Below are 17,763 nucleotides of genomic sequence, written 5' to 3' on the forward strand. Positions count from 1 at the left end.
GCTGGATCCGGCGGCGGCGGCGGGCCTCGACCCCGTGCTCGCCGCCTTCGGCGCCGCGCGCGACCCGGCCGACGTGCCGACGGAGGCCCTGCTGCTCCAGCCGGGAGAGGTCCGCCGCTTCGACCATCCCCAGCCGGTGGTCGGCCATCGCGTCGCCTGGGCGGTGGTCGAGGGTGACGAGGTTCCCCATCTGCTGACGACGCGCGCTCCTGGCATAGGGTGGCGGCGAACCGCAGCGTTCGCGGCCTGTCCACCGCCGAGATTCTCGCCCGCCACGGCTGGGGGCCGCTCGACGCGGTGTGCGCCGACGCGCTGCCGTGGCTTGCCGCCGAGATGGGCCTCGGCGCGTTGGACGCCGCGAGCGCATCGGGTTGCGCGGGACCGGGACCGCGCTGCGGTGGACGGGGCGGTGCGCGACGCCGCCGGGCTGCTGAGCGGGCTTTCCACCGTCGAGACCGTGGTTCCGGATGAAGCCGCCGCCGCCGCGCTGCACGGGTGGCCGAGACCTCGGCATTGCGCTGCGCCCGGTGACGGACGCGGAGGGGGACGGCGATCTGCTGGCGGTGGCGCAGCGTCATGCCCGCGCCAGGGCTTCCGCTGCCGCGTCGTCACCCTGCCGGACGGCTGTGGCGGCGCGATCCGCCATCCTTCGTCGGATGGCGGGCCGACACGCGGCGCCCTGCGCGTGCTGCGCCGTGGTCCCGGTCGGTTCGAGGCGGTGGAGGCCGATGGCCGCCGTCATGCGGTGACGGCGCCGTACGCCGCTGGCCTCGCCCGCGACGGCATCGCGCTCTACCGTCCGCTGCCCGCCCGCCCGCTGTCGCCGCGCGACATCCTGACCGCCGCCTTCACCGGGTCGGGGAGGGACGTCGGCGTCGCCGTTCTGTTGACCGTGACCATGGTCCTGCTCGGCCTGCTGACCCCGGTCGCCACCGGGATTCTGGTCAACGAGGCGGTGCCGTTCGCCGAGACCCTGGGCATCGTCCACATGGCGCTGGGGCTTGCCGCCATCGCGGTGGGCGGGGCGATGTTCGCCCTGGTCCGCTCCCTCCTGCTGTTGCGGTTCGAGGGGCGGGCCGACCCAGCTTCAGGCCGCCATCTGGGACCGGCTGCTGCGGCTGCCGCGACCTTCTTCCGCCGCTTCCACACCGGCGACCTGCTGATGCGGGCGCTGGCCCCGACCCAGCTTCGCCGGGTGGTGGCCGACACGCTGCTGTCCGCCGGTCTCCGGCGTGTTCTCGCTGGTCAATTTCGCGCTGATGCTGACCTACGACGCCCGGCTGGCGGTCCGCATTGGGTGGCGCTGGTCGCCACCCTGCTGCTGACCGCGACCGGCCTGGTCCAGCTTCGCTACGAGCGGCGCTCGGTCGAGCGGTCGCGGAACCTCGTCGGCGCTGCTCGACCTGCTGACCGCGCTGCCGACCATCCGGGTGAACGGGGCGGGACCGGCTGTTCGCCGCTGGCTGCACCTGTCTCCGCCCAGCGGCGGGAGGGGTATCGGGTCGGGCTGGCCGGGCCGCGTTCGCGGTGCTGAACGCGCTGGCGCCGCTGCTGGCGACGCTGGTGTTCTTCTCATCATCGCTCGGCGGCCAAGCCGGTTGCGGTCGGCGACTTCGTCGCCTTCAACGCCGCTTTCGGCAGTTCCTCGGCTCCGCTTCCAGGTGGTGACGGCGCTGACCGCCTCGCTCGACCGGCGCCGATCCTCAAGCGCATGCGGCCGATCCTGGACGCGACGCGGAGACCCGACGACAGCCGGAGGTGCCCGCTCCAGGGGCGGTCGCGGTGACTGGCTCACCTTCCGCTACGGCGACGGCCCGCCGTGCTGAACGATGTCAGCCTGACGGCGGATCCCGGATCCTTCGTCGCGGTGGTCGGCCCTCGGGATCGGCAAATCGACCCTGTTCCGCCTGCTGCTGGGGTTCGAGACGCCGGAGCGGGAACTGTGTCGTTCGACGGGCAGTCGCTGGCCGACGTCGATCCCGCCTCGGTCCGCCGCAACTCGGCGTGGTGCTCCAGCGCGGCGCGCTGCTGCCCGGCAGCATCCTGAGAACATCCTCGGCTCCGCCCCTCGGATTGACGACGCGTGGGAGGCCGCCCGGATGGCCGGCTGGAGGAGGATTCCGGGCGATGCCGATGGCATGCACACGCTGCTGTCGGATGGGGCGGCAACCCTGTCGGGCGCCAGCGCCAGCGGCTGATGATCGCCCGCGCCATCGTCCGCCATCCGCGCGTCCTGCTGCTGGACGAGGCGACCAGCGCGCTCGACAACCGCACCCAGCGATCGTCGCCGACAGCCTGGCCCGGCTGAACGCCACGCGGATCGTCATCGCCCACCGGCTCAGCACGTGGTCCAGGCTGACCGGATCTGCGTGATGGAACGCGGTCGCATCGTGCAGTCCGGATCCTACCGCGACCTGATGGACCAGGACGGTCCGTTCCGTGCCCTGGCAAGCCGCCAATTGCTGGAGGACAACGGGCCTGACGTTCTTTGATCGGTGTGCGGTCAGCGGGCGGTCAGGGAGCGGATCCAGCGCCGGAGGACGCGGTCGACCGCGCCGTCGTCCTGCGTCGGCAGCCGCCGCATGCCCTCCGCCGTGTCCCGCGCCTCCCCCGGCGCCATGCCGTAGGCGACCCGGAACGCCCGGCTGAACGAGGCTTCCGATCCGAACCCCAGTGATAGCGATGTCGGCATCCGGGGACGATCCGGCCGGGCGTGACCAGATCTCCAGCGCCCGCACCAGCCTGCGGTCCCGCACATGCTTGGCCACCCGCCCAGCGGCACGAACAGGCGGTAGAGATTCGACCGCGACAGGCCGAACCGGCGCAGATCGCATCGGCGCCGAGATCGGGGCTGTCGAGCTGGTCCTCGATGAACAGCTTGATGCGGTCGAGCAACGCGCCGTGCAGGTCCCCGGCCTGGGCGCGGGCATCGAGCGCCGGTCCGACGCAGGCGGCGATCAGCCCGGCGGTCCCGCTCGCCACCGCCGCCGCCGCCCTGACGTTTAGCCCCGGAAGCTGGCGTAGAGGGCGCGCACATGGTCGGCCAGCAGTTCGCCGACGGCGGAGGACGCAGCAGGACCAGTCCATGCAGGGCATCCGGCGCGGTGACGAGCGGCGCAAGCTTTCGCGGGGACCACCAGGCGAGGGTTCGAAATCGGTGGTCTCGACCGCCAGCACCGGGTCAAGTCCAGCACGCCGACGTCGCCCGCTTGCAGCTCGAACTCCCGCCCGGCCGCCAGTCCGGCGCAGCCGCCGGTCAGATGGACCTGCACCAGATAATGTTCGACCGCGCTGCGGGCGATGGTGGCGCTGGTCCGCCGCAACGACACGGCGGACCCGGCGATGCGCGTCATCAGCAGGCCGCCAGATGAAAGGTCGTCATCGACCCGGTGAAGACCGACTCATCCCTCGGTGGAGCGGTTCGACATCGAAGAAGATCGACAGATCTCCCTCCACTGGACGAAGCTGGCCTCTCCGGCCATCCCCTCCGGGTGAGCGACAGCACCGGGATCGGTGACTCGCCCTGCCGCGCCGCGCTGCCCGCCATCGTGATGCCCCCCTCTCCCCCCATGCTTTCGCTCGCAGGTTCAACTATGGCAGGATCGGGGGCGGACGCCATGGCGGTGGGCTTCCGGCGCAGGGCGATATCTCAGGACGTTGGCGCATAAATCCGTTGAGAGTTGGCGGCATCGGGGGCGCCGAGCATAGAGGCGCGCCCAAACCCGCGATCATCTCCGCTGAGCCATCCGCGATCTCGTCGACGGCTCCTTCGTCGTCGCTTAAACGTTCGCGACGCCAGCCTCCGAGCAATTACGAAGCACCTCCATTCATCATATCCAATTGCTTTATCACCTATAACGAAAAGGAAAGACATACATTGATATATCAGTGAATATTGGATTGATCATGGAAAATTTTTCCTATATATCGCCGTGACATCACAATCTGTAGTCGTGAGAATAAATTTAGTTAGATATCTAATTATAATGTGAATATTATGATTGTAGAATAAAAGAACTTTTGTTTATTTTGTGCGTATCTTTTTATCATGGTTGTAAATTCTAAAACCGCAAAATCTGGCAGAAACCCCGCTCCAACCCTGTTGTTCATTGACGAACATCATTATGACAGACCTGCTTGGCGTCTTCCTCTCCTTCTTCGCCTAAGATTTGTGGGATATCGCGCGCAAAAACCAAATCAAACACCCCTTTGGAGAGCGTAAGCCTCCCAGCGTCGATGGGCGTCATGTCGCGAATGGCGGCTGGCCCATGCGCAGACGCGCAACCAAATAGAATGTCTTGTGACGCCACACACCACTGACCGCCCTTGGCGACGTGACAGCCTGGCCGCGTGGCCGGCATTTGCCCACTATCTGCCCGGAGCGGGTTTCTGCCTGGCCTTCGCCATCGCTTTCATCGTCATGTCGGGCATCGTGCGTCACGATGGACCAGCCTTGGCGACGTTGATGACCTACGGCATGACCAGCGCCTTTTTCATCGCCATCGGTCTGCGCCGCGCGCCAAACTGGATCAACTCCGCCGGACGGGACGCGCGGGGTCTGCTTCTGATCAACGGCTTGACGATCGCCAACACGTTTCTGGTTTACGTCATCCTGCTGAACGTATCGGCCTTCACCTATGTGCTGGTTTTTTTCGGCACGCTGCCGCTTGCGTCGCCGTGCTGCGAAAGTGTTTGGGAAAGGCGGATTCCTGGCGGTTCACGCATGTTGGGCTGCGGGGGCATTGGTCTGGCCGCCTGCGTTTCCTCCCAAACGTCGCTTTCGGCGTCGCTGACCGGCGTCGGACTCAGCATCGTTTCGGCGATCGCCGGAGCAAGCTATCTTGACGTTTCCAAAGATTTTCAAGTCAAAACCAATTTGGGAACGTCGGATATTCTGGCCCTGCGCTTTATCGGCACGATAATATTCGCGGGCGCCTTGGTTTTCCAAGAACCCGCTCGTCCTGTTTTGACTCTTGGCGCCTGGTTGACCTATGCGTTTATCGCCCTCGTCGGCAGCGTGATCCCCCTCTACCTTTTGCAGAAATCCAATGAATGGATTGGCCCGGAACGCACCGCGCGCCTGATGCCGTTGATTCCGCTTTGTGCGCGTTTCTGTCCTTTGTCGCGGCGCCGGTCGCTCCTTCGCTGGCGGATCTCGCCATCGTGACGGCGGCGACGATCGCATGCTGATTGCTGTTCATCGCCCGACCAATGGGCGCAAAGGAGATTGACGATGACTGTTCGCATCGGCGTCGTCGGCGGCGGCCCATCGGGCTGCGCCGCCGCCGTCGCCCTCTGCTCCGCCGCCGAGGCTCATCACAGCCCGGTGGACGTGACCGTCTTCGAGAAACAGGCCCCTTACAAGGGCCGCACCTTCAACACGGGCGATCCCGTCCTGCTCCTCAACACCAGCGCGGGCGTCACGTCGGTTCGCGCCGAAAACCCCAACGACTTTGTTTCCTTTCTGGCCACTCATCGACCGACGAACCCGGCTGATTTTGTCGCGCGAACCGAAGCCGCAGCGTATCTGCAACAGACGATGAATGGTCTTGGCGGCCGGTTCTCGCGGTTGCGCGTGCGTCAGATGGAGGTCCGATGCGTCGAGGAAACTCCCGAGGCCGACCTTGCCGTTCGGAGTGAAGGCAGTCGTTTTCTGTTCGACGCCTCGTGCTGGCGATGGGCGCTCCGTTCCGAACCCTTGAGACGGCGTCCGCCGTGCGATGCGTCAGCCTTATCCCGTCTGCCAGTTGGACGATGTGGAGCAGGACGACGCGGTTCTGATTCTTGGCTCTCATCTCAGCGCCATCGACGCCTGCGTGTGGCTGCATTCAAAGGAGCACCGAGGACCCATCACGCTCCTCAGCCGTTCGGGAAGGCTGCCGGCGGTTCGCCGGTCCCTGTTGCACAGCGACGCAGGTCGGGACGCTGAGCGCGCCGTCGTCAACGCCGCCGCGCGACAGGGCGTGAAGCGCCTGCAATGTCTGGCGCCGGTTTTGGCGCAACAGGGCGGCGCCTCCATGGCGAAGGCCCTGAACGGCTCCGCTTCCTTTCGGGATGGCGCGGACGAATTCATGGCCGCTTGGCAGGAAAGCGAGGCTGGGCCGGCCCCGTGGGAACGTCTGATGATGTTCGCCATCGACGCCCTCAACACGGAATGGCCTTTGACGCCCGCAGCCGAGCGCGGCGATTTTCAGCAGCGGATCGGCGCCCGGCTTGGGCGCTTCATCTCCGCCATGCCGCTGCGCAACGCGCGCATTCTGGCGGGGATGTTGGCGACCGGACAATTGAGGCTTGCCGCCGGTGGTCTTGACCAGGCGGGGCGGCCGAGTTTCGATGACGCGCCGCCGCCCGGCGCGCCAAACCAATTTGACGTCATCATCAACGCCACCGGCTTGGGACGTCCCGCCGACGATCCTTCCTTGCGGAACTTGCCCGCAAGCGTCTGGTGAGAATCAACGCCGACGGCGGCGTGGATGTTGACGCCGCGACCGGCAGGGTCAAATCGGCGTTGCCGATTTACGCCCTTGGCCCCGTCGCGCAGGGCGCGATCTACACGCCAAATTTTCTCTATTCATCCGTTCGCAGCGCGCAAGGCCTCAAGGCCATTCTTCCGCGCGGCGTCGACTCCATCCGTCAACACACCGAAGCCGCGTGAGTGTGGATCATGGTCACGGTCGTCCTTTTATCGTCTCGTCAATTGGGTTTTCTGAACATTCCGCCGGAGATCCGTCACACCGTCGATTTTGTCGCGATCATGTCGAAGGCGGAGGCGGAGGCTTTGCCCCATCCACGCGCGCGTGGTTGAGCCGGTGGAGCATGTCCCGATCGCTTCGAACGACGGCGTTCTCTGGCAATATGATGAGATGGAAGCCCTGGCGCTTATTCGCGCCTTGCCGGGCAAACCGACCGCCATCGTGACGTTTGACGAAGGGGCGACGCTTCTCGCGGCTAATCTGCGCGCTCAACTCGACGTTCCCGGCGCTCGTCCCGACGAAATTCTGCGTTATCGCGACAAGTTGCTGATGAAGCGCCACGTGCGCGCCGCCGGTTTGAAAACCCCCGAGGCGGATCGGCTGCCGCAACCCGGCGACTGGCCATCCTACACCGCTCTGGCGGCGCGTTTCGGTCCTCGGATGGTGATAAAACCTGTGGATTCCGCAGGCACGAACGCCGTTCATATTGTTGCCGACGAAGACGCGTTCACCCACGCCGTCAAGAGATCCCAGCAGCTCAGCCTGGATTATGAAATAGAGACCTTCGCGGAAGGAAAGCTGTATCACTGCGACACAATTTGGTCGGGCGATGAGTTGCTGTTCACCGCCTGCACGGAATATGTCGCGCCCACCATCGAATTTCAGAATGGTTTTCCGCTTGGCGGACGGGCGATGAATCCCATTCCACGCTGTCTTCGCGCCTGATTGACTTTGCTGTGGACGCCGTCCGCGCCCTTGGCGTGGCCAGCGTCGCCCAACACACCGAGTTGATGGTCGGCCCCGATGGCGCGATCACCTTCATCGAAAGCGGCGCCCGCCCGCCCGGCATGCTCGTCGCCCAGATGTACGAGCGCGCTTTTGGCCTCAACATCTTAACGCTCGCGCTTGCCGCCAATGTGGGGGGAGCCTTGGCGTCGGTCATCATGCCGCCCGCTGTCGCCCGACCACCGCTTTTGCAAGACGCCTTCTATCTTGTTTATCCCCGTGGCCACGGGTGGGTGACGGGGGTTCGGTCGCCGCCTGACGATCTGGTTGGCCGGCTTGACATGCGCTCTCACACGACAAAGGGAGATTGGCACGAAGGCTGCCGATCCAACCTTGACTTCACAACGACGGTCCTGTGCGGCGGCGACCGGGATTTCGTCGATCACGCCTACGCCGCCATGACGATTTTTGCGCCAGTCGAATACGCGAATTGAGGGGGAATTTTGATGTCACTTGCTATGGCGCCGGTCGCGCATGATCCGCTCACGCGTGAGGAGCGGCGGGGACGGATGGTTCATATTCGGCCAACCGCCAGCGCCGTTCAGACCTTTCTGCAACGGGTTGAGGCGATCACCATCGATGATCTGAAGCGCATTCCCTACAAGCGGTATATTTGCGCGCGCGAAATGTTGGCGGCTTTTGGCGATGATTTCGGTGATCGCCTGCGCGCGGTTTTGGATGACTATGAAACAGGATGCTTGGCGCTCCATTTCGGGGAGTTGAGCAACCAGCAGGATTGCGTTTTGATCGCGACCGCCGTCAGCCACCTTCTCAGCAAACCGATTCCAGAACCCTCGGGCGGTTATTTCGGCATCACGACGGTCGTGCATGATGACGCGCCATCGCTCAAGATTCTGGATCCTTATCGCTATTTCAGCCTGCACACGGACGGCGTCTTTGCGGACAATCCGGTCGATTGGTTGATGATGATGAAATTGGAGGAGCAGAACGCCATCGGTGGAGAATCGCGCCTTCTCCACATGGCCGACTTCGACGCTTTTGAGCGTCTCTGCCGTCTTGATGGCAGCAACACGATCTTCTCATTCGGCCTCGACGAGAAAGATCGCCGGTATGAAATTTTTTCGAAGGTCAGCAGCATGGAGAGGGGGCGTTCGCGCATCCTCGACACAGTCGGCGGCCAACGGCGCATCAAGTTTGTCGACCAGTTCATCCTTCCCGAAACGATTGCGGAGGCGACCTTCATCGAGAAGGTTCATGCCGCTCTCGAAGACTGTGAAGCCATCGTGGTGGAGCCGCTTCCGGTTGGTTCCATGCTGATTTTGAACAATTCAGTCTGGGTTCATGGCCGCGCCCCGTTCAAGAGAAACCCAGGATTGCAGCGTTCCCTTCTGCGGCAATATGGGTATTTTCCACATCGGCATCCATATATGAGATGACGCCAGGAAGCGGAAGCTGCTGAAAAGCTGGGCTTTGGATCCGCGAAAGCTCCCCCTCTGGGTTTAGAGCGCCGCGCGCTAAATCTGAAACAGTGCGGCGCTCTAATCTTTGATTTATCGAGCAGATTCACGCGTTAAATCGATCCTGATTTAACGCGATCTGCTCTAGGGGAGCGAGTAGCGATGGAATAAGATGTCGGCATAAGGGCTGACCGCCTACGCGGTCTTGACCAGCCTCCAACCGGCCAAGCGTCTGCGACAGTTCATCGATTCCCACAGTAGATCCTCCTATATGAAAGTGATAAGCGGTCTGGATTGTTGTCGCGGTCAGAATCGGACCACGTCCGCGTCCGGGACAGACCCATCCGCGCCGACCTTGGCCAGCTTTGCGGCGTTGGCGGCGGCGTTCCGCTGCCCCTCGTTGAATTGTTCGGCGTCCAGCGAACAGGTGTGGTCGCCTTTGTCCAGCTTGTGTTCCACCGACGTGACCCGCCAATCGGTCGGCACACCCGGCCTGAAGCCGGACAGCGTGAGCCGCTGTTCCGCCATCAGGTGACGCAGCATTGGTTCCGCCACCTGCTCGCCACCAACATGCTGGCCAAGGGCGCCGACATCCGATCCGTGATGGCGCAAGGCGGCTGGCTCGACGCCAGTTCCGTGATGATCTACGGCCACGACGTCCCGGAACGCCGCCGAAATCTGGTCAACCTGCTCGACGGCGCGCCGCCGGGCGGCAAACCGGGAAAAGCGACAGGGTGAGCGATGGCGCGGCTCGGACCGAATCTGCGCCTATTCGGCTGAGACAGCAGTCACCCACAATTTTATAGGATGTTCTAACCGCTACAACACATCCCTAAGCATAAACTTGCCCATCATGTCGAGAAGCAACCGGCGAGAAACAACCGGCAACGGCACGCTCAGCGGCTTCGGCAGACTGCTGACGCCTCCTTTTCGCGATATCCCCAACCAACGGCCTTCACTCCGATCGGATCGCTTCCTCTGGTGATGCCCGTCCGCTTTGCCACCCTTTGACGGACAAGTCAGGAATCGGTCGCAGGATGAATGGGGGAGGCTGGGCGCCTCCCCCTTCAACGGCTCAGATGGCGATAAACCACGCGCTTGACACGGCAGCGGGCTGGATGCCGACCAAGGTGAGGGTGTCGGTCCCGCCATAAGCGATCAACGCGTCGCCGTTGGCGTTGACGCCCACCGTGTAGGTCTGGCCGACCGCCAGCCCGATCCTGTCCCCCTGGGACGCGTCGAAGTCGGTGATCTGGTCCTGCCCGTCCCCCAGAGTGAAGGCGAACAGATCGGCTCCGCTGCCGCCGGTGAGGACATCATTGCCCAGACCACCCAGCAACGTGTCGTTTCCGGCGTCGCCGATCAGCGTGTCGTTGCCGACATTCCCCGCCAGCCAATTGTCCAGCCCGTTGCCGAGACCATTGGCATTGCTGGTTCCCAGGAACGCCAACCGCTCCACGTTGTCGCCAAGCGTGAAGGCCGACAGGGTGGTGCGCACCGCGTCGATTCCGGCGTTGACGGCTTCGACCACCGCGTCGCCGACACTGTCCACCACATAGACGTCGTCGCCGAACCCACCCAACAGCGTGTCGGCGCCGATTCCGCCATCCAGCGTGTCCGCGTTTGCACCACCCGCAATGAGGTTGTCCAGCGCGTTGCCGGTCCCGGCGAAGGCCGCCGCGCCTGTGTAGGTCAGGGTCTCCACCCCATCGGCCAGCGTGTAGCTGGTCAGGGCGGTCCGCACCTCGTCAACGCCCTCGCCAGACAGCTCGACCACTTGGTCGCCCGCGCCGCTGACGAAATAGAGGTCGTTGCCGAGGCCGCCGACCAGCAGGTTGCTCCCCGATCCGCCATCCAGGGTGTCGGCCCCGTTGCCGCCGTTGAGCGTGTCGTTGCCGATTCCGCCGGTCAGCCGGTTGTCGAGAGCGTTGCCGGTGCCGGTGAAGTCACCTGCGCCGGTGTAGATCAGGGTTTCGACGTTGGCGCCCAGCAGATAGCTCGACAGGCTGGCGCGCACCTCGTCGGAGCCTTGGCTGGCCAGTTCCGTCACCACGTCGCCCGCGTCGTCGATGATGTAGACGTCATTGCCGGAGCCGCCGATGAGCGTGTCGGCGCCCAGACCGCCATCCAGAAGATTGGCCCCAGCGTTGCCGGTCAGGCTGTTGTTCAGCTCATTGCCCGTGCCGTCGATGGACGCGGACCCGGTGAGCGTCAGCTTCTCAAGGTTGGCCGCCAGCGTGAACGAGACCGAAGCGTTGACGGCATCCGTGCCCTCACCGGCCAGTTCGGTCACGACATCGCCGACGTTGTCGACGACATAGAGATCGTTGCCGAGGCCGCCGATCAGCGTGTCGGCTCCGCCGCCGCCGTTGAGCGTGTCGGCGCCCTCCAGGCCGCTCAGCAGATTGGCCGCGCCATTGCCGGTCAGCAGGTTGTTCGCCGCGTTGCCGGTTCCGGCGATGGCGGCGGAGCCGGTCAGGGTCAGGTTTTCAAAATCGGCCAGCAGGGTGTGAGAGATCGAACTTTGCACCGTGTCGACGCCTTCGCCCGGCAGTTCGACCAGCACGTCGCCGATGTTGTCGACGACATACAGATCGTTGCCGACGCCGCCGATCAGCGTGTCGGCGCCAGCCCCGCCATTCAGCGTGTCGTTGCCGTCCAGGCCGGTTAGAACATTGTCAGCGGAAGTCCCTGTCATGCTGTTGTTGAGCGCATTGCCGACGCCCTGAAGAGCGGCGCCGGTCAGCACGAGCTGTTCAACATTGGCGTCCAGCGTGCGATCCACAGAACTTCGCAGCGTGTCGACGCCTTGACCCGCCAGTTCGATCACCACATCGCCAGCGTCATCCACGATGTAGGTGTCGTTGCCAGCGCCGCCGGTCAGCGTGTCCGCCCCGGCCCCACCGGACAAGGTGTCCGCCCCGACGCCGCCGGTCAGCGCGTTGGCGCCCGCGTTGCCGACGCCGGAGAAATTGCCGCCGCCAGTGTAGACCAGGTTCTCAAGCCCGACGGCCAACGTGTGGCTGGGCAAGCTCACGCGCACCGTATCGACGCCGCCGCTGTCGAGGATGACGTCGCCGACCTCGCCGACGATATAGACGTCGTCACCGGCTCCGCCATCAAGCGTGTCGGCTCCGGCCCCACCGTCCAGGGTGTCCGCCCCGACGCCGCCGACGATCCGGTTGTCGAGCGCGTTGCCGACGCCGTAAAACGCCGCGCTTCCCGTATAGACCAGGACTTCCAAATTCGGGTCGCCAAGGGCGTAGGTCGAGGCGGTGGAGCGCACCTCGTCGTTGCCATCCGCCGCCTGCTCATAAATCTGATCGGTTGGGTCATCGACCAGATAGACATCGTCGCCGCTGCCGCCAACCAGAAAATCAATGCCGGTTCCCCCGTCGAGGGTGTCGTTGCCATCCTCGCCGTACAGCACGTCGTTGCCACCGGCGCCCGTGACGCTGTCGTTGCCGGCGCCCGCCCGGATGCGATCCAGGCCAGCGCCGCCCGCCAAGGTGTCGGCGGCCGCCGTTCCCGTCAACAGACTGTAGGCGGGCGGCAGGGTTCCGCCAGCCCAGACGCGGTGGGAGATTCCATAGGAATCACCATCCGGCGTCACCCAACTGGCGACAAACCCGCCATCGGCGCGGGCCGAAAGGCTGGGCTGTGTCTGGTCGCCCGACACGGCCTGCGCCAGCGAAAACTCACCGCCGATCTTGCCGCCGCTCGCATCAAAGCGCTGGGCCATGGCGCCAGCCCCGGATCCATCCTGGGTCCCCAACGTGGACCAGGCGACGACGAAGCCGCCGTCGCCCAAGCCAACAACCTTGGCCCCCGTCTGATCGCCGGAGGTTCCGGTGTTGACTTGGAATTCGGAGCCGTCCTTGGCGCCGTTGGCGTCATAGCGCTGCCCGTAGAGGCCGATCCCCGAACCATCCTGGCCGATGGAGTCCCAAACCACGACAAAGCCGCCATTCTTCAGCGCCGCGACGCTGGGCCAAGCCTGGTTGCTGGCGCTGGTCGGGGCGTAGCTGTTCACCTGAACGATGCCGCCAATCGCCTGTCCGGCGGCGTCATACCGTTGAAGAGCGACATCGGCGTCGGCCCGCCAGGTGCCTGTCGTGCTCCAGGCCACGACCAAGCTGCCATCGGACAGGGCGGCCACCGCCGGAGTTCGCTGCACGGTGTCGTCAACCGCATGCACGTCGATGGCTGGACCGGCGATGACGCCAGAGGCGGTGAAGCGTTGCATGCGAACATCGGTTTCCGCGCCGTCCGGCTCAACGCTGGTCCACGCCACGACGAAACCGCCGTCGGCGAGCGCTGTGACCGCTGGCTGCGTCTGATCGTACAAGGCTCCCGCGCCGGTCGAGATTTGGAACTCCAGACCCAGCGGCGTGCCGTTGGCGTCATAGCGCTGGCCCGTGACGCCATAGCCGCTGCCATCGGCGCCCGCCGATTGCCACACCATGACGTAACCGCCATCATGCAGCGCCTGGACCTGGGGATAGAACTGGTCGGAGGAGTTGTAGGTGCTGACCCAGCCTTCGCCGGTGAGGGCGTTGCCCTGGCTGTCAAAGGTTCGGCGGATCAGCGTGTAACCGCTGCCGTCGCGTCCGTTGCCGTCGGCCCAGACGGCGACTTGGTTGCCGTTGGCGAGAACCGTTGTGGACGGATGAGTCTGATAGCCGGGGGTGTAGGCGTTGGTGCGCAGTTCGCTGCCAGCGGTCAGGCTGGGAAGTGACTGTTCGGTTTGGACGGCGCCGTCCTTCCACGCGCTCCAGTTGGTCCCGTCGGTCATGCGGATGAGAAAATCATTGTCACCCGCCGCGCTGCCGCCGACGAACCGCACCCGTTGCAAATCGCCGACCGCCACTGTGATGGGCTGTCCAGCCGCTTGCGCGACGCCATCCACAGTGAAATAGCCCGAGCCAGCCGCGCGGTTGATGTCAACAAACTGGATCTGGGTGACGGCCTGCAATTCAGCGGTCACATAGGCGTTGCCTTGGAGATGGCCCTCCCGGAACAGCCCGGCGACGTCGATGCTTTGACCTTGACCAACCACGGGGTTCTGCGTGGAAAACACCGGGGCCTGCGTGCTGGGCGAGTAAACGCGTGTGTAGATTCCCCAGCCGGACCCGTCGTTGCTGGTCCACGACGCCACGAACCCGCCATCCGGGCGGGCGACGATGGCCCCTTCGGTCTGGTCGCCCGATGTCGTGGTGGAGACCACAAACTCACCGCCAACCGGATTGCCCTGGCTGTCGAAGCGGCGGGCCAAGGTCGCGGCGCCGGACCCGTCGGCCCCAGCCGAGGGGTAATGAACGACGAAACCGCCATCGGCGAGCGCCGCGACCGCCGAACTGTTTTGGTTGCCGTTGGTCCATGCGTTGACCGGAATCTCGCCGCTGAGCGGCGTGCCGGAGGCGTTGAAACGCCGGGCGTACACGCCCATCCCGCTGCCGTCCTGACCCGCTGAGATCCAGGTCACGACAAAGGAGCCATCGGTCAAAGTGGCGGTGGAGGGATAATACTGGTTCCCGCTCGTCGTGATGTTGACCTGGGCGGCGGCCCCTTTGGGCGCGCCGGACGAATCATAGGTCCGCATGAGGACGCTGGCGCCGCTGCCATCGCTTTGCGTCGACCATGTCACGGCAAAACCGCCATCGGCGAGCGTGGTGACGCCATGTCCCACGGACGACACGGAGGGGCCGCCTCCGACGAGAATTTCGCCGCCCACTTTGGCGCCGGTCCCGTCGAAACGTTGGGCGTGAAAGTCCGTGTTGGCGCCGTTCTGCTCAGACCATGCCAGGACGAAGCCGCCATTGGCCAGCTTGGTGGTGCGCGGGTAGATTTGCAGCGCTCCGGCCGGTTTCAGCGCGGTCTGAGGCCCGAAGGGGTTTCCGTTGGAATCGAAACGCTGGCTTTGAATGGAGTAGGTGGACGCCACGTCCTGCGTGCCGATGTCGTTCCAGAAGGTGGTGAATCCGCCATCGGCCAACGCCACAGTTGAGGCGTAATGTTGCAGCCCTGTGGTCGACGTGTTGATGTGAAACTCGCCGCTGACCGGAACGCCAGCGGTGTCGAAGCGCTGGCCATAGATCCCCCAGAGACCGGATCCCTCCTGGGTCGTGCTGGTCCATGTGACCAGATAGCCGCCCCCAACGAGCATGGTCACGTCGCTGTTGAACTGGTCGCTGGACGTGTAGGTGTTGGCGCGCCGTTCAACGGACGCGACGAGGGATGTTGTCACGGTTGTGTTCCCGAAATGAAAGGGGGGTGGAGGGGGCTTAGAGCGACGCCACGCGAATGGAAGGGCCGTGCGAAGCGCTCTTTTTGAGCGTGAAGCGGTCGGAAGAACATCAAGATCAGCCCATATGGCGCCATCATCGCCCTTCTTCAGCGCTGGCGTGAGACGCATTCATACGAATGATAATTCATAGGCTATGAAAATATTATAAAGGTTTCAACTGAGATAAATGACGCAACCATGACCTCTCTGCTCGCGCATGCTGTACTTGGTGGGGTTGGCGTAGCGAGGCGATGGCCCGGTTGTCAGACGATGGGAGGGGTGTTCAACGCAGATGAAATTGCCTTGTATGGCAAGATCAGATCGACGCTGACAGCAGCCGACTGACCACTTCCGCTGGCAAGGTGTCCGCATTTTTGCGAATCGCTCGATTCGCCAGAAAGGAACAAGGAGGGAACGGGGGGCCACATGTCAAAAACGTGCCAATCACTTGCCGCGTTCATGCATTGTTCCACACGCCTGCGCGCATGCTCCCCGAGGGGGAAGAACTTCAATGCATTGATAAACAACGGGAAAATTGGCGGACCCGAATGGATTCGAACCATCGGCCTCTGCCTTCGGAGGGCTGAGATCTTTTGCGAACCCTAGGAAATCCGCCAGTTTTCAGCGCATGAACGGCGTCTTTTCGCACTCCATTCTGCACGATACCGCCCCATGACTGCCCCATGGCGAACGCCAGATTTTGGAGTGAAGAAGATTGTTTTTTGGCTGCATCACTAACCGCTCTGGTTGAGACTTGCTGAGTTCCGAGTTTCATAAAGGGGACCTCTCCATTCACTGAGAGGTCCCATGAACACCCCGCTCATCATCGGCCTGAACGGCAAGGCCGGGGCCGGCAAGGACACCGCCGCCAACCATCTCGTCTCCCAATATGGCTTCGTCAAGATCGGATTCGCCGACCCGCTCCGGCAGGTTTGCAAGACGGTCTTCGGGCTGACCGACGCCGAGATGTCCGACCGGGCGCTGAAGGAAACAATCCTCGACCGCTACCCGCACCTCACCCCGCGCAAGATCATGCAGGTGGTCGGCACCGAGGCGTTCCGCAACAACTTCGATGGCGTCTGGATCGAAGCTTTCCTCCAGCAGGCCCGCAAACACCAGCGGGTGGTCGCCTCGGATTGCCGCTTCCCGGACGAGGGCGCCGCCGTCCAGGCCCTGGGCGGCAAACTGGTCCGGGTGGTGGCAATCGACAGCCCGTTCGAGACCCCGGACAGCGGCCATGCCAGCGAGGCCGTGGTCAACACGGTCAACGCCGACCACGAAGTCACCAACGTCTTCAACGACCCCAACGGCATCCATCTCCTGAAGCACCAGATGGACGCCATCATGATGGGCCTGGGGATTTGCCGCTGCGTCCAGCCGGGGTGTGACTGCGACTACATCCCGCCCGCGATCCGGGACTGACATGGGCGCCCGGTACAACCTCGCCACGCTGAAGATGATGTGGGAGGCGGGCGCCCCGGTCGAGGACATCGCGAAGGTCTTCGACCGTTCCCCCTCGAACATCCGCACGGCGTGTTGCCGCCACAAATTCCGCCGCCCGGCCGCCTTCAAAACCCAACAGGGGAAGAAGGCCCGCGCCGTCCGCGCCGCCAAGGAACAATCCCAATGAACCTGACCGACTATCGCGCTTCCGCGCTGCGTTTCGAGTGGTCCGAAATCCGCAGCGTCGTGGATGTCCGACTCCAGCACGGCATCATCGGCCTCGCCTCGGAACTGGGCGAGTTGCTGGAGGTGTCCTTCGCCCCCGAGTTCGACCAGGACCGCTTCCTGGACGAGGCGGGCGACCAGCTTTGGTACATGAACCTGATCGCCGACGCTCTCGGCGACAACCTCGACACCCACATCGTCATCCCGCGTGAACGCCCGGTCATGGAGGAGGTGCTGGCAGAATACGCCTTGCACGTCTCCAGGCTGTCGGACGTGCTGAAGAAGGCGCTGTTCTACCGCGACCGCGCCGTCTGCCCGACCAAGGTTCGCCTGCATCTGGGCGGCGCATTGTCGTGCCTGAACACCCAGGTCGTCTCGGTTGGATCGTCCCTCCAGGGGGTTGCCGACCAGAACATCATCAAGCTGGAAGCCCGTCACGGCGCCAAGGCGGGTGCGTGATGGGCGCCCCCGCCGTCTACCTCGCCGGCCCGATGAAGGGCCTGACCTTCGAGGCGTGCAACCGGTGGCGGATTGAGGCCGCCTTCCGCCTCGGCGAACGCGGCATCGCCACCATCAACCCGGTCGAGGCTGAACTGATCGCCCACCAGGGCGCGCTGTCCTGCTCGGGCAACGGGATGATGACCAGTCCGAAGGCCATTGTCGCGAAAGACCGGCATTACGTGCTGAACCGCGCCACGGCGATGCTGGTCAACTTCACCGACGCCCCGGCGGTCAGCATCGGGACCTGTGTGGAGTTCGGCTGGGCGGACGCCGCCCGCATCCCGGTCGTCACGGTCCTGCCCGACGCCAACCCGCACCACCACGCCTTCATCCGCGAACTCTCCGGCTGGGTCGTCGCCGACCTGAACGATGCCATCGGCATCCTGGCCGCCCTCCACAAGGACTGACCCCG

The 17,763-nt window shown here is 64.2% G+C and carries 19 protein-coding genes and 1 pseudogene; 16 read left to right on the forward strand and 4 right to left on the reverse strand.

What is annotated here, in order from left to right; translation table 11 throughout:
* The 3 genes from D3877_RS29950 to D3877_RS23205 all read left to right on the forward strand — a co-directional run.
* Positions 1–1,534 (forward strand): ATP-binding cassette domain-containing protein (locus D3877_RS29950; RefSeq protein WP_199720924.1); only part of this gene is annotated, 1,534 nt, incomplete at its 5' end.
* 285 nt (positions 1,535–1,819) lie between these two features.
* Positions 1,820–2,047, forward strand: coding sequence for a hypothetical protein (locus D3877_RS29560; RefSeq protein WP_147395262.1), 228 nt, complete (start codon positions 1,820–1,822; stop codon positions 2,045–2,047).
* A gap of 150 nt (positions 2,048–2,197) precedes the next feature.
* On the forward strand, positions 2,198–2,308 hold the full coding sequence (locus D3877_RS23205) for a hypothetical protein (protein WP_119833188.1): 111 nt from the start codon (positions 2,198–2,200) through the stop codon (positions 2,306–2,308).
* A gap of 195 nt (positions 2,309–2,503) precedes the next feature.
* Here D3877_RS23205 and D3877_RS29565 read toward each other — a convergent pair whose 3' ends face one another.
* Positions 2,504–2,692, reverse strand: a complete 189-nt coding sequence (locus D3877_RS29565; protein WP_147395263.1) for a helix-turn-helix transcriptional regulator — start codon at positions 2,690–2,692, stop codon at positions 2,504–2,506.
* Positions 2,693–3,002: 310 nt separating this feature from the next.
* Positions 3,003–3,353 carry a hypothetical protein gene (locus D3877_RS23215; RefSeq protein ID WP_119833190.1) on the reverse strand — a complete coding sequence of 117 codons (351 nt, stop codon included), beginning with the start codon at positions 3,351–3,353 and terminating at the stop codon, positions 3,003–3,005.
* A gap of 947 nt (positions 3,354–4,300) precedes the next feature.
* Between D3877_RS23215 and D3877_RS23220 the strand changes: the two genes are divergently transcribed.
* The 8 genes and pseudogenes from D3877_RS23220 (at position 4,301) to D3877_RS23250 (ending at position 8,875) form a co-directional block, all read left to right on the forward strand.
* Positions 4,301–5,167: a DMT family transporter gene (locus D3877_RS23220; protein ID WP_147395264.1), complete on the forward strand. Its 867-nt coding sequence runs from the start codon at positions 4,301–4,303 to the stop codon at positions 5,165–5,167.
* Between the two features lie 66 nt (positions 5,168–5,233).
* Positions 5,234–5,650, forward strand: a pseudogene (locus tag D3877_RS31065) (FAD/NAD(P)-binding protein); the annotation flags it as partial.
* A 70-nt stretch (positions 5,651–5,720) separates the two neighbouring features.
* Positions 5,721–6,449, forward strand: coding sequence for an FAD/NAD(P)-binding protein (locus D3877_RS30655; RefSeq protein WP_238475043.1), 729 nt, complete (start codon positions 5,721–5,723; stop codon positions 6,447–6,449).
* Positions 6,450–6,469: 20 nt separating this feature from the next.
* Positions 6,470–6,655 carry a hypothetical protein gene (locus tag D3877_RS23235; RefSeq protein WP_211100297.1) on the forward strand — a complete coding sequence of 62 codons (186 nt, stop codon included), beginning with the start codon at positions 6,470–6,472 and terminating at the stop codon, positions 6,653–6,655.
* Positions 6,656–6,664: 9 nt separating this feature from the next.
* Entirely contained in the window at positions 6,665–6,805 is a 141-nt protein-coding gene (locus D3877_RS29955; protein WP_158599972.1) for a hypothetical protein, read from the forward strand.
* A gap of 4 nt (positions 6,806–6,809) precedes the next feature.
* Positions 6,810–7,418 carry an ATP-grasp domain-containing protein gene (locus D3877_RS23240; RefSeq protein ID WP_147395265.1) on the forward strand — a complete coding sequence of 203 codons (609 nt, stop codon included), beginning with the start codon at positions 6,810–6,812 and terminating at the stop codon, positions 7,416–7,418.
* 11 nt (positions 7,419–7,429) lie between these two features.
* The gene (locus D3877_RS23245) at positions 7,430–7,912 is read left to right on the forward strand and encodes an ATP-grasp domain-containing protein (RefSeq protein WP_119833196.1); all 483 of its coding nucleotides are present in this window, start codon (positions 7,430–7,432) and stop codon (positions 7,910–7,912) included.
* A gap of 12 nt (positions 7,913–7,924) precedes the next feature.
* The gene (locus tag D3877_RS23250; RefSeq protein ID WP_119833197.1) at positions 7,925–8,875 is read left to right on the forward strand and encodes a carbon starvation induced protein CsiD; all 951 of its coding nucleotides are present in this window, start codon (positions 7,925–7,927) and stop codon (positions 8,873–8,875) included.
* Positions 8,876–9,202: 327 nt separating this feature from the next.
* Here D3877_RS23250 and D3877_RS29960 read toward each other — a convergent pair whose 3' ends face one another.
* On the reverse strand, positions 9,203–9,439 hold the full coding sequence (locus tag D3877_RS29960) for a hypothetical protein (RefSeq protein ID WP_158599973.1): 237 nt from the start codon (positions 9,437–9,439) through the stop codon (positions 9,203–9,205).
* Between D3877_RS29960 and D3877_RS29965 the strand changes: the two genes are divergently transcribed.
* Positions 9,428–9,634 (forward strand): tyrosine-type recombinase/integrase, encoded by a 207-nt coding sequence (locus D3877_RS29965; protein ID WP_158599974.1) that lies wholly within the window; start codon positions 9,428–9,430, stop codon positions 9,632–9,634. The two genes, D3877_RS29960 and D3877_RS29965, sit on opposite strands and share 12 nt — an antisense overlap.
* A gap of 337 nt (positions 9,635–9,971) precedes the next feature.
* On the opposite strand, the gene D3877_RS23260 is transcribed toward D3877_RS29965, so the two are convergent.
* Positions 9,972–15,143, reverse strand: coding sequence for a beta strand repeat-containing protein (locus D3877_RS23260; RefSeq protein WP_158599975.1), 5,172 nt, complete (start codon positions 15,141–15,143; stop codon positions 9,972–9,974).
* A gap of 846 nt (positions 15,144–15,989) precedes the next feature.
* Between D3877_RS23260 and D3877_RS23265 the strand changes: the two genes are divergently transcribed.
* The 4 genes from D3877_RS23265 to D3877_RS23280 are packed head-to-tail and all read left to right on the forward strand — an operon-like array spanning position 15,990 to position 17,758.
* Positions 15,990–16,604 carry a deoxynucleotide monophosphate kinase family protein gene (locus D3877_RS23265; protein ID WP_119833200.1) on the forward strand — a complete coding sequence of 205 codons (615 nt, stop codon included), beginning with the start codon at positions 15,990–15,992 and terminating at the stop codon, positions 16,602–16,604.
* A gap of 1 nt (position 16,605) precedes the next feature.
* The gene (locus D3877_RS23270) at positions 16,606–16,812 is read left to right on the forward strand and encodes a hypothetical protein (protein ID WP_119833201.1); all 207 of its coding nucleotides are present in this window, start codon (positions 16,606–16,608) and stop codon (positions 16,810–16,812) included.
* Positions 16,809–17,309, forward strand: coding sequence for a nucleoside triphosphate pyrophosphohydrolase family protein (locus D3877_RS23275; RefSeq protein WP_119833202.1), 501 nt, complete (start codon positions 16,809–16,811; stop codon positions 17,307–17,309). Before D3877_RS23270 ends, D3877_RS23275 begins: the two co-directional genes overlap by 4 nt.
* Positions 17,309–17,758 carry a nucleoside 2-deoxyribosyltransferase gene (locus D3877_RS23280; protein WP_119833203.1) on the forward strand — a complete coding sequence of 150 codons (450 nt, stop codon included), beginning with the start codon at positions 17,309–17,311 and terminating at the stop codon, positions 17,756–17,758. The genes D3877_RS23275 and D3877_RS23280 overlap by 1 nt, the downstream gene beginning before the upstream one ends.
* Positions 17,759–17,763 lie beyond the last annotated feature (5 nt).

Origin of the sequence: Azospirillum cavernae, assembly GCF_003590795.1 — a bacterium.
Classification (GTDB): Bacteria; Pseudomonadota; Alphaproteobacteria; order Azospirillales; family Azospirillaceae; genus Azospirillum; species Azospirillum cavernae.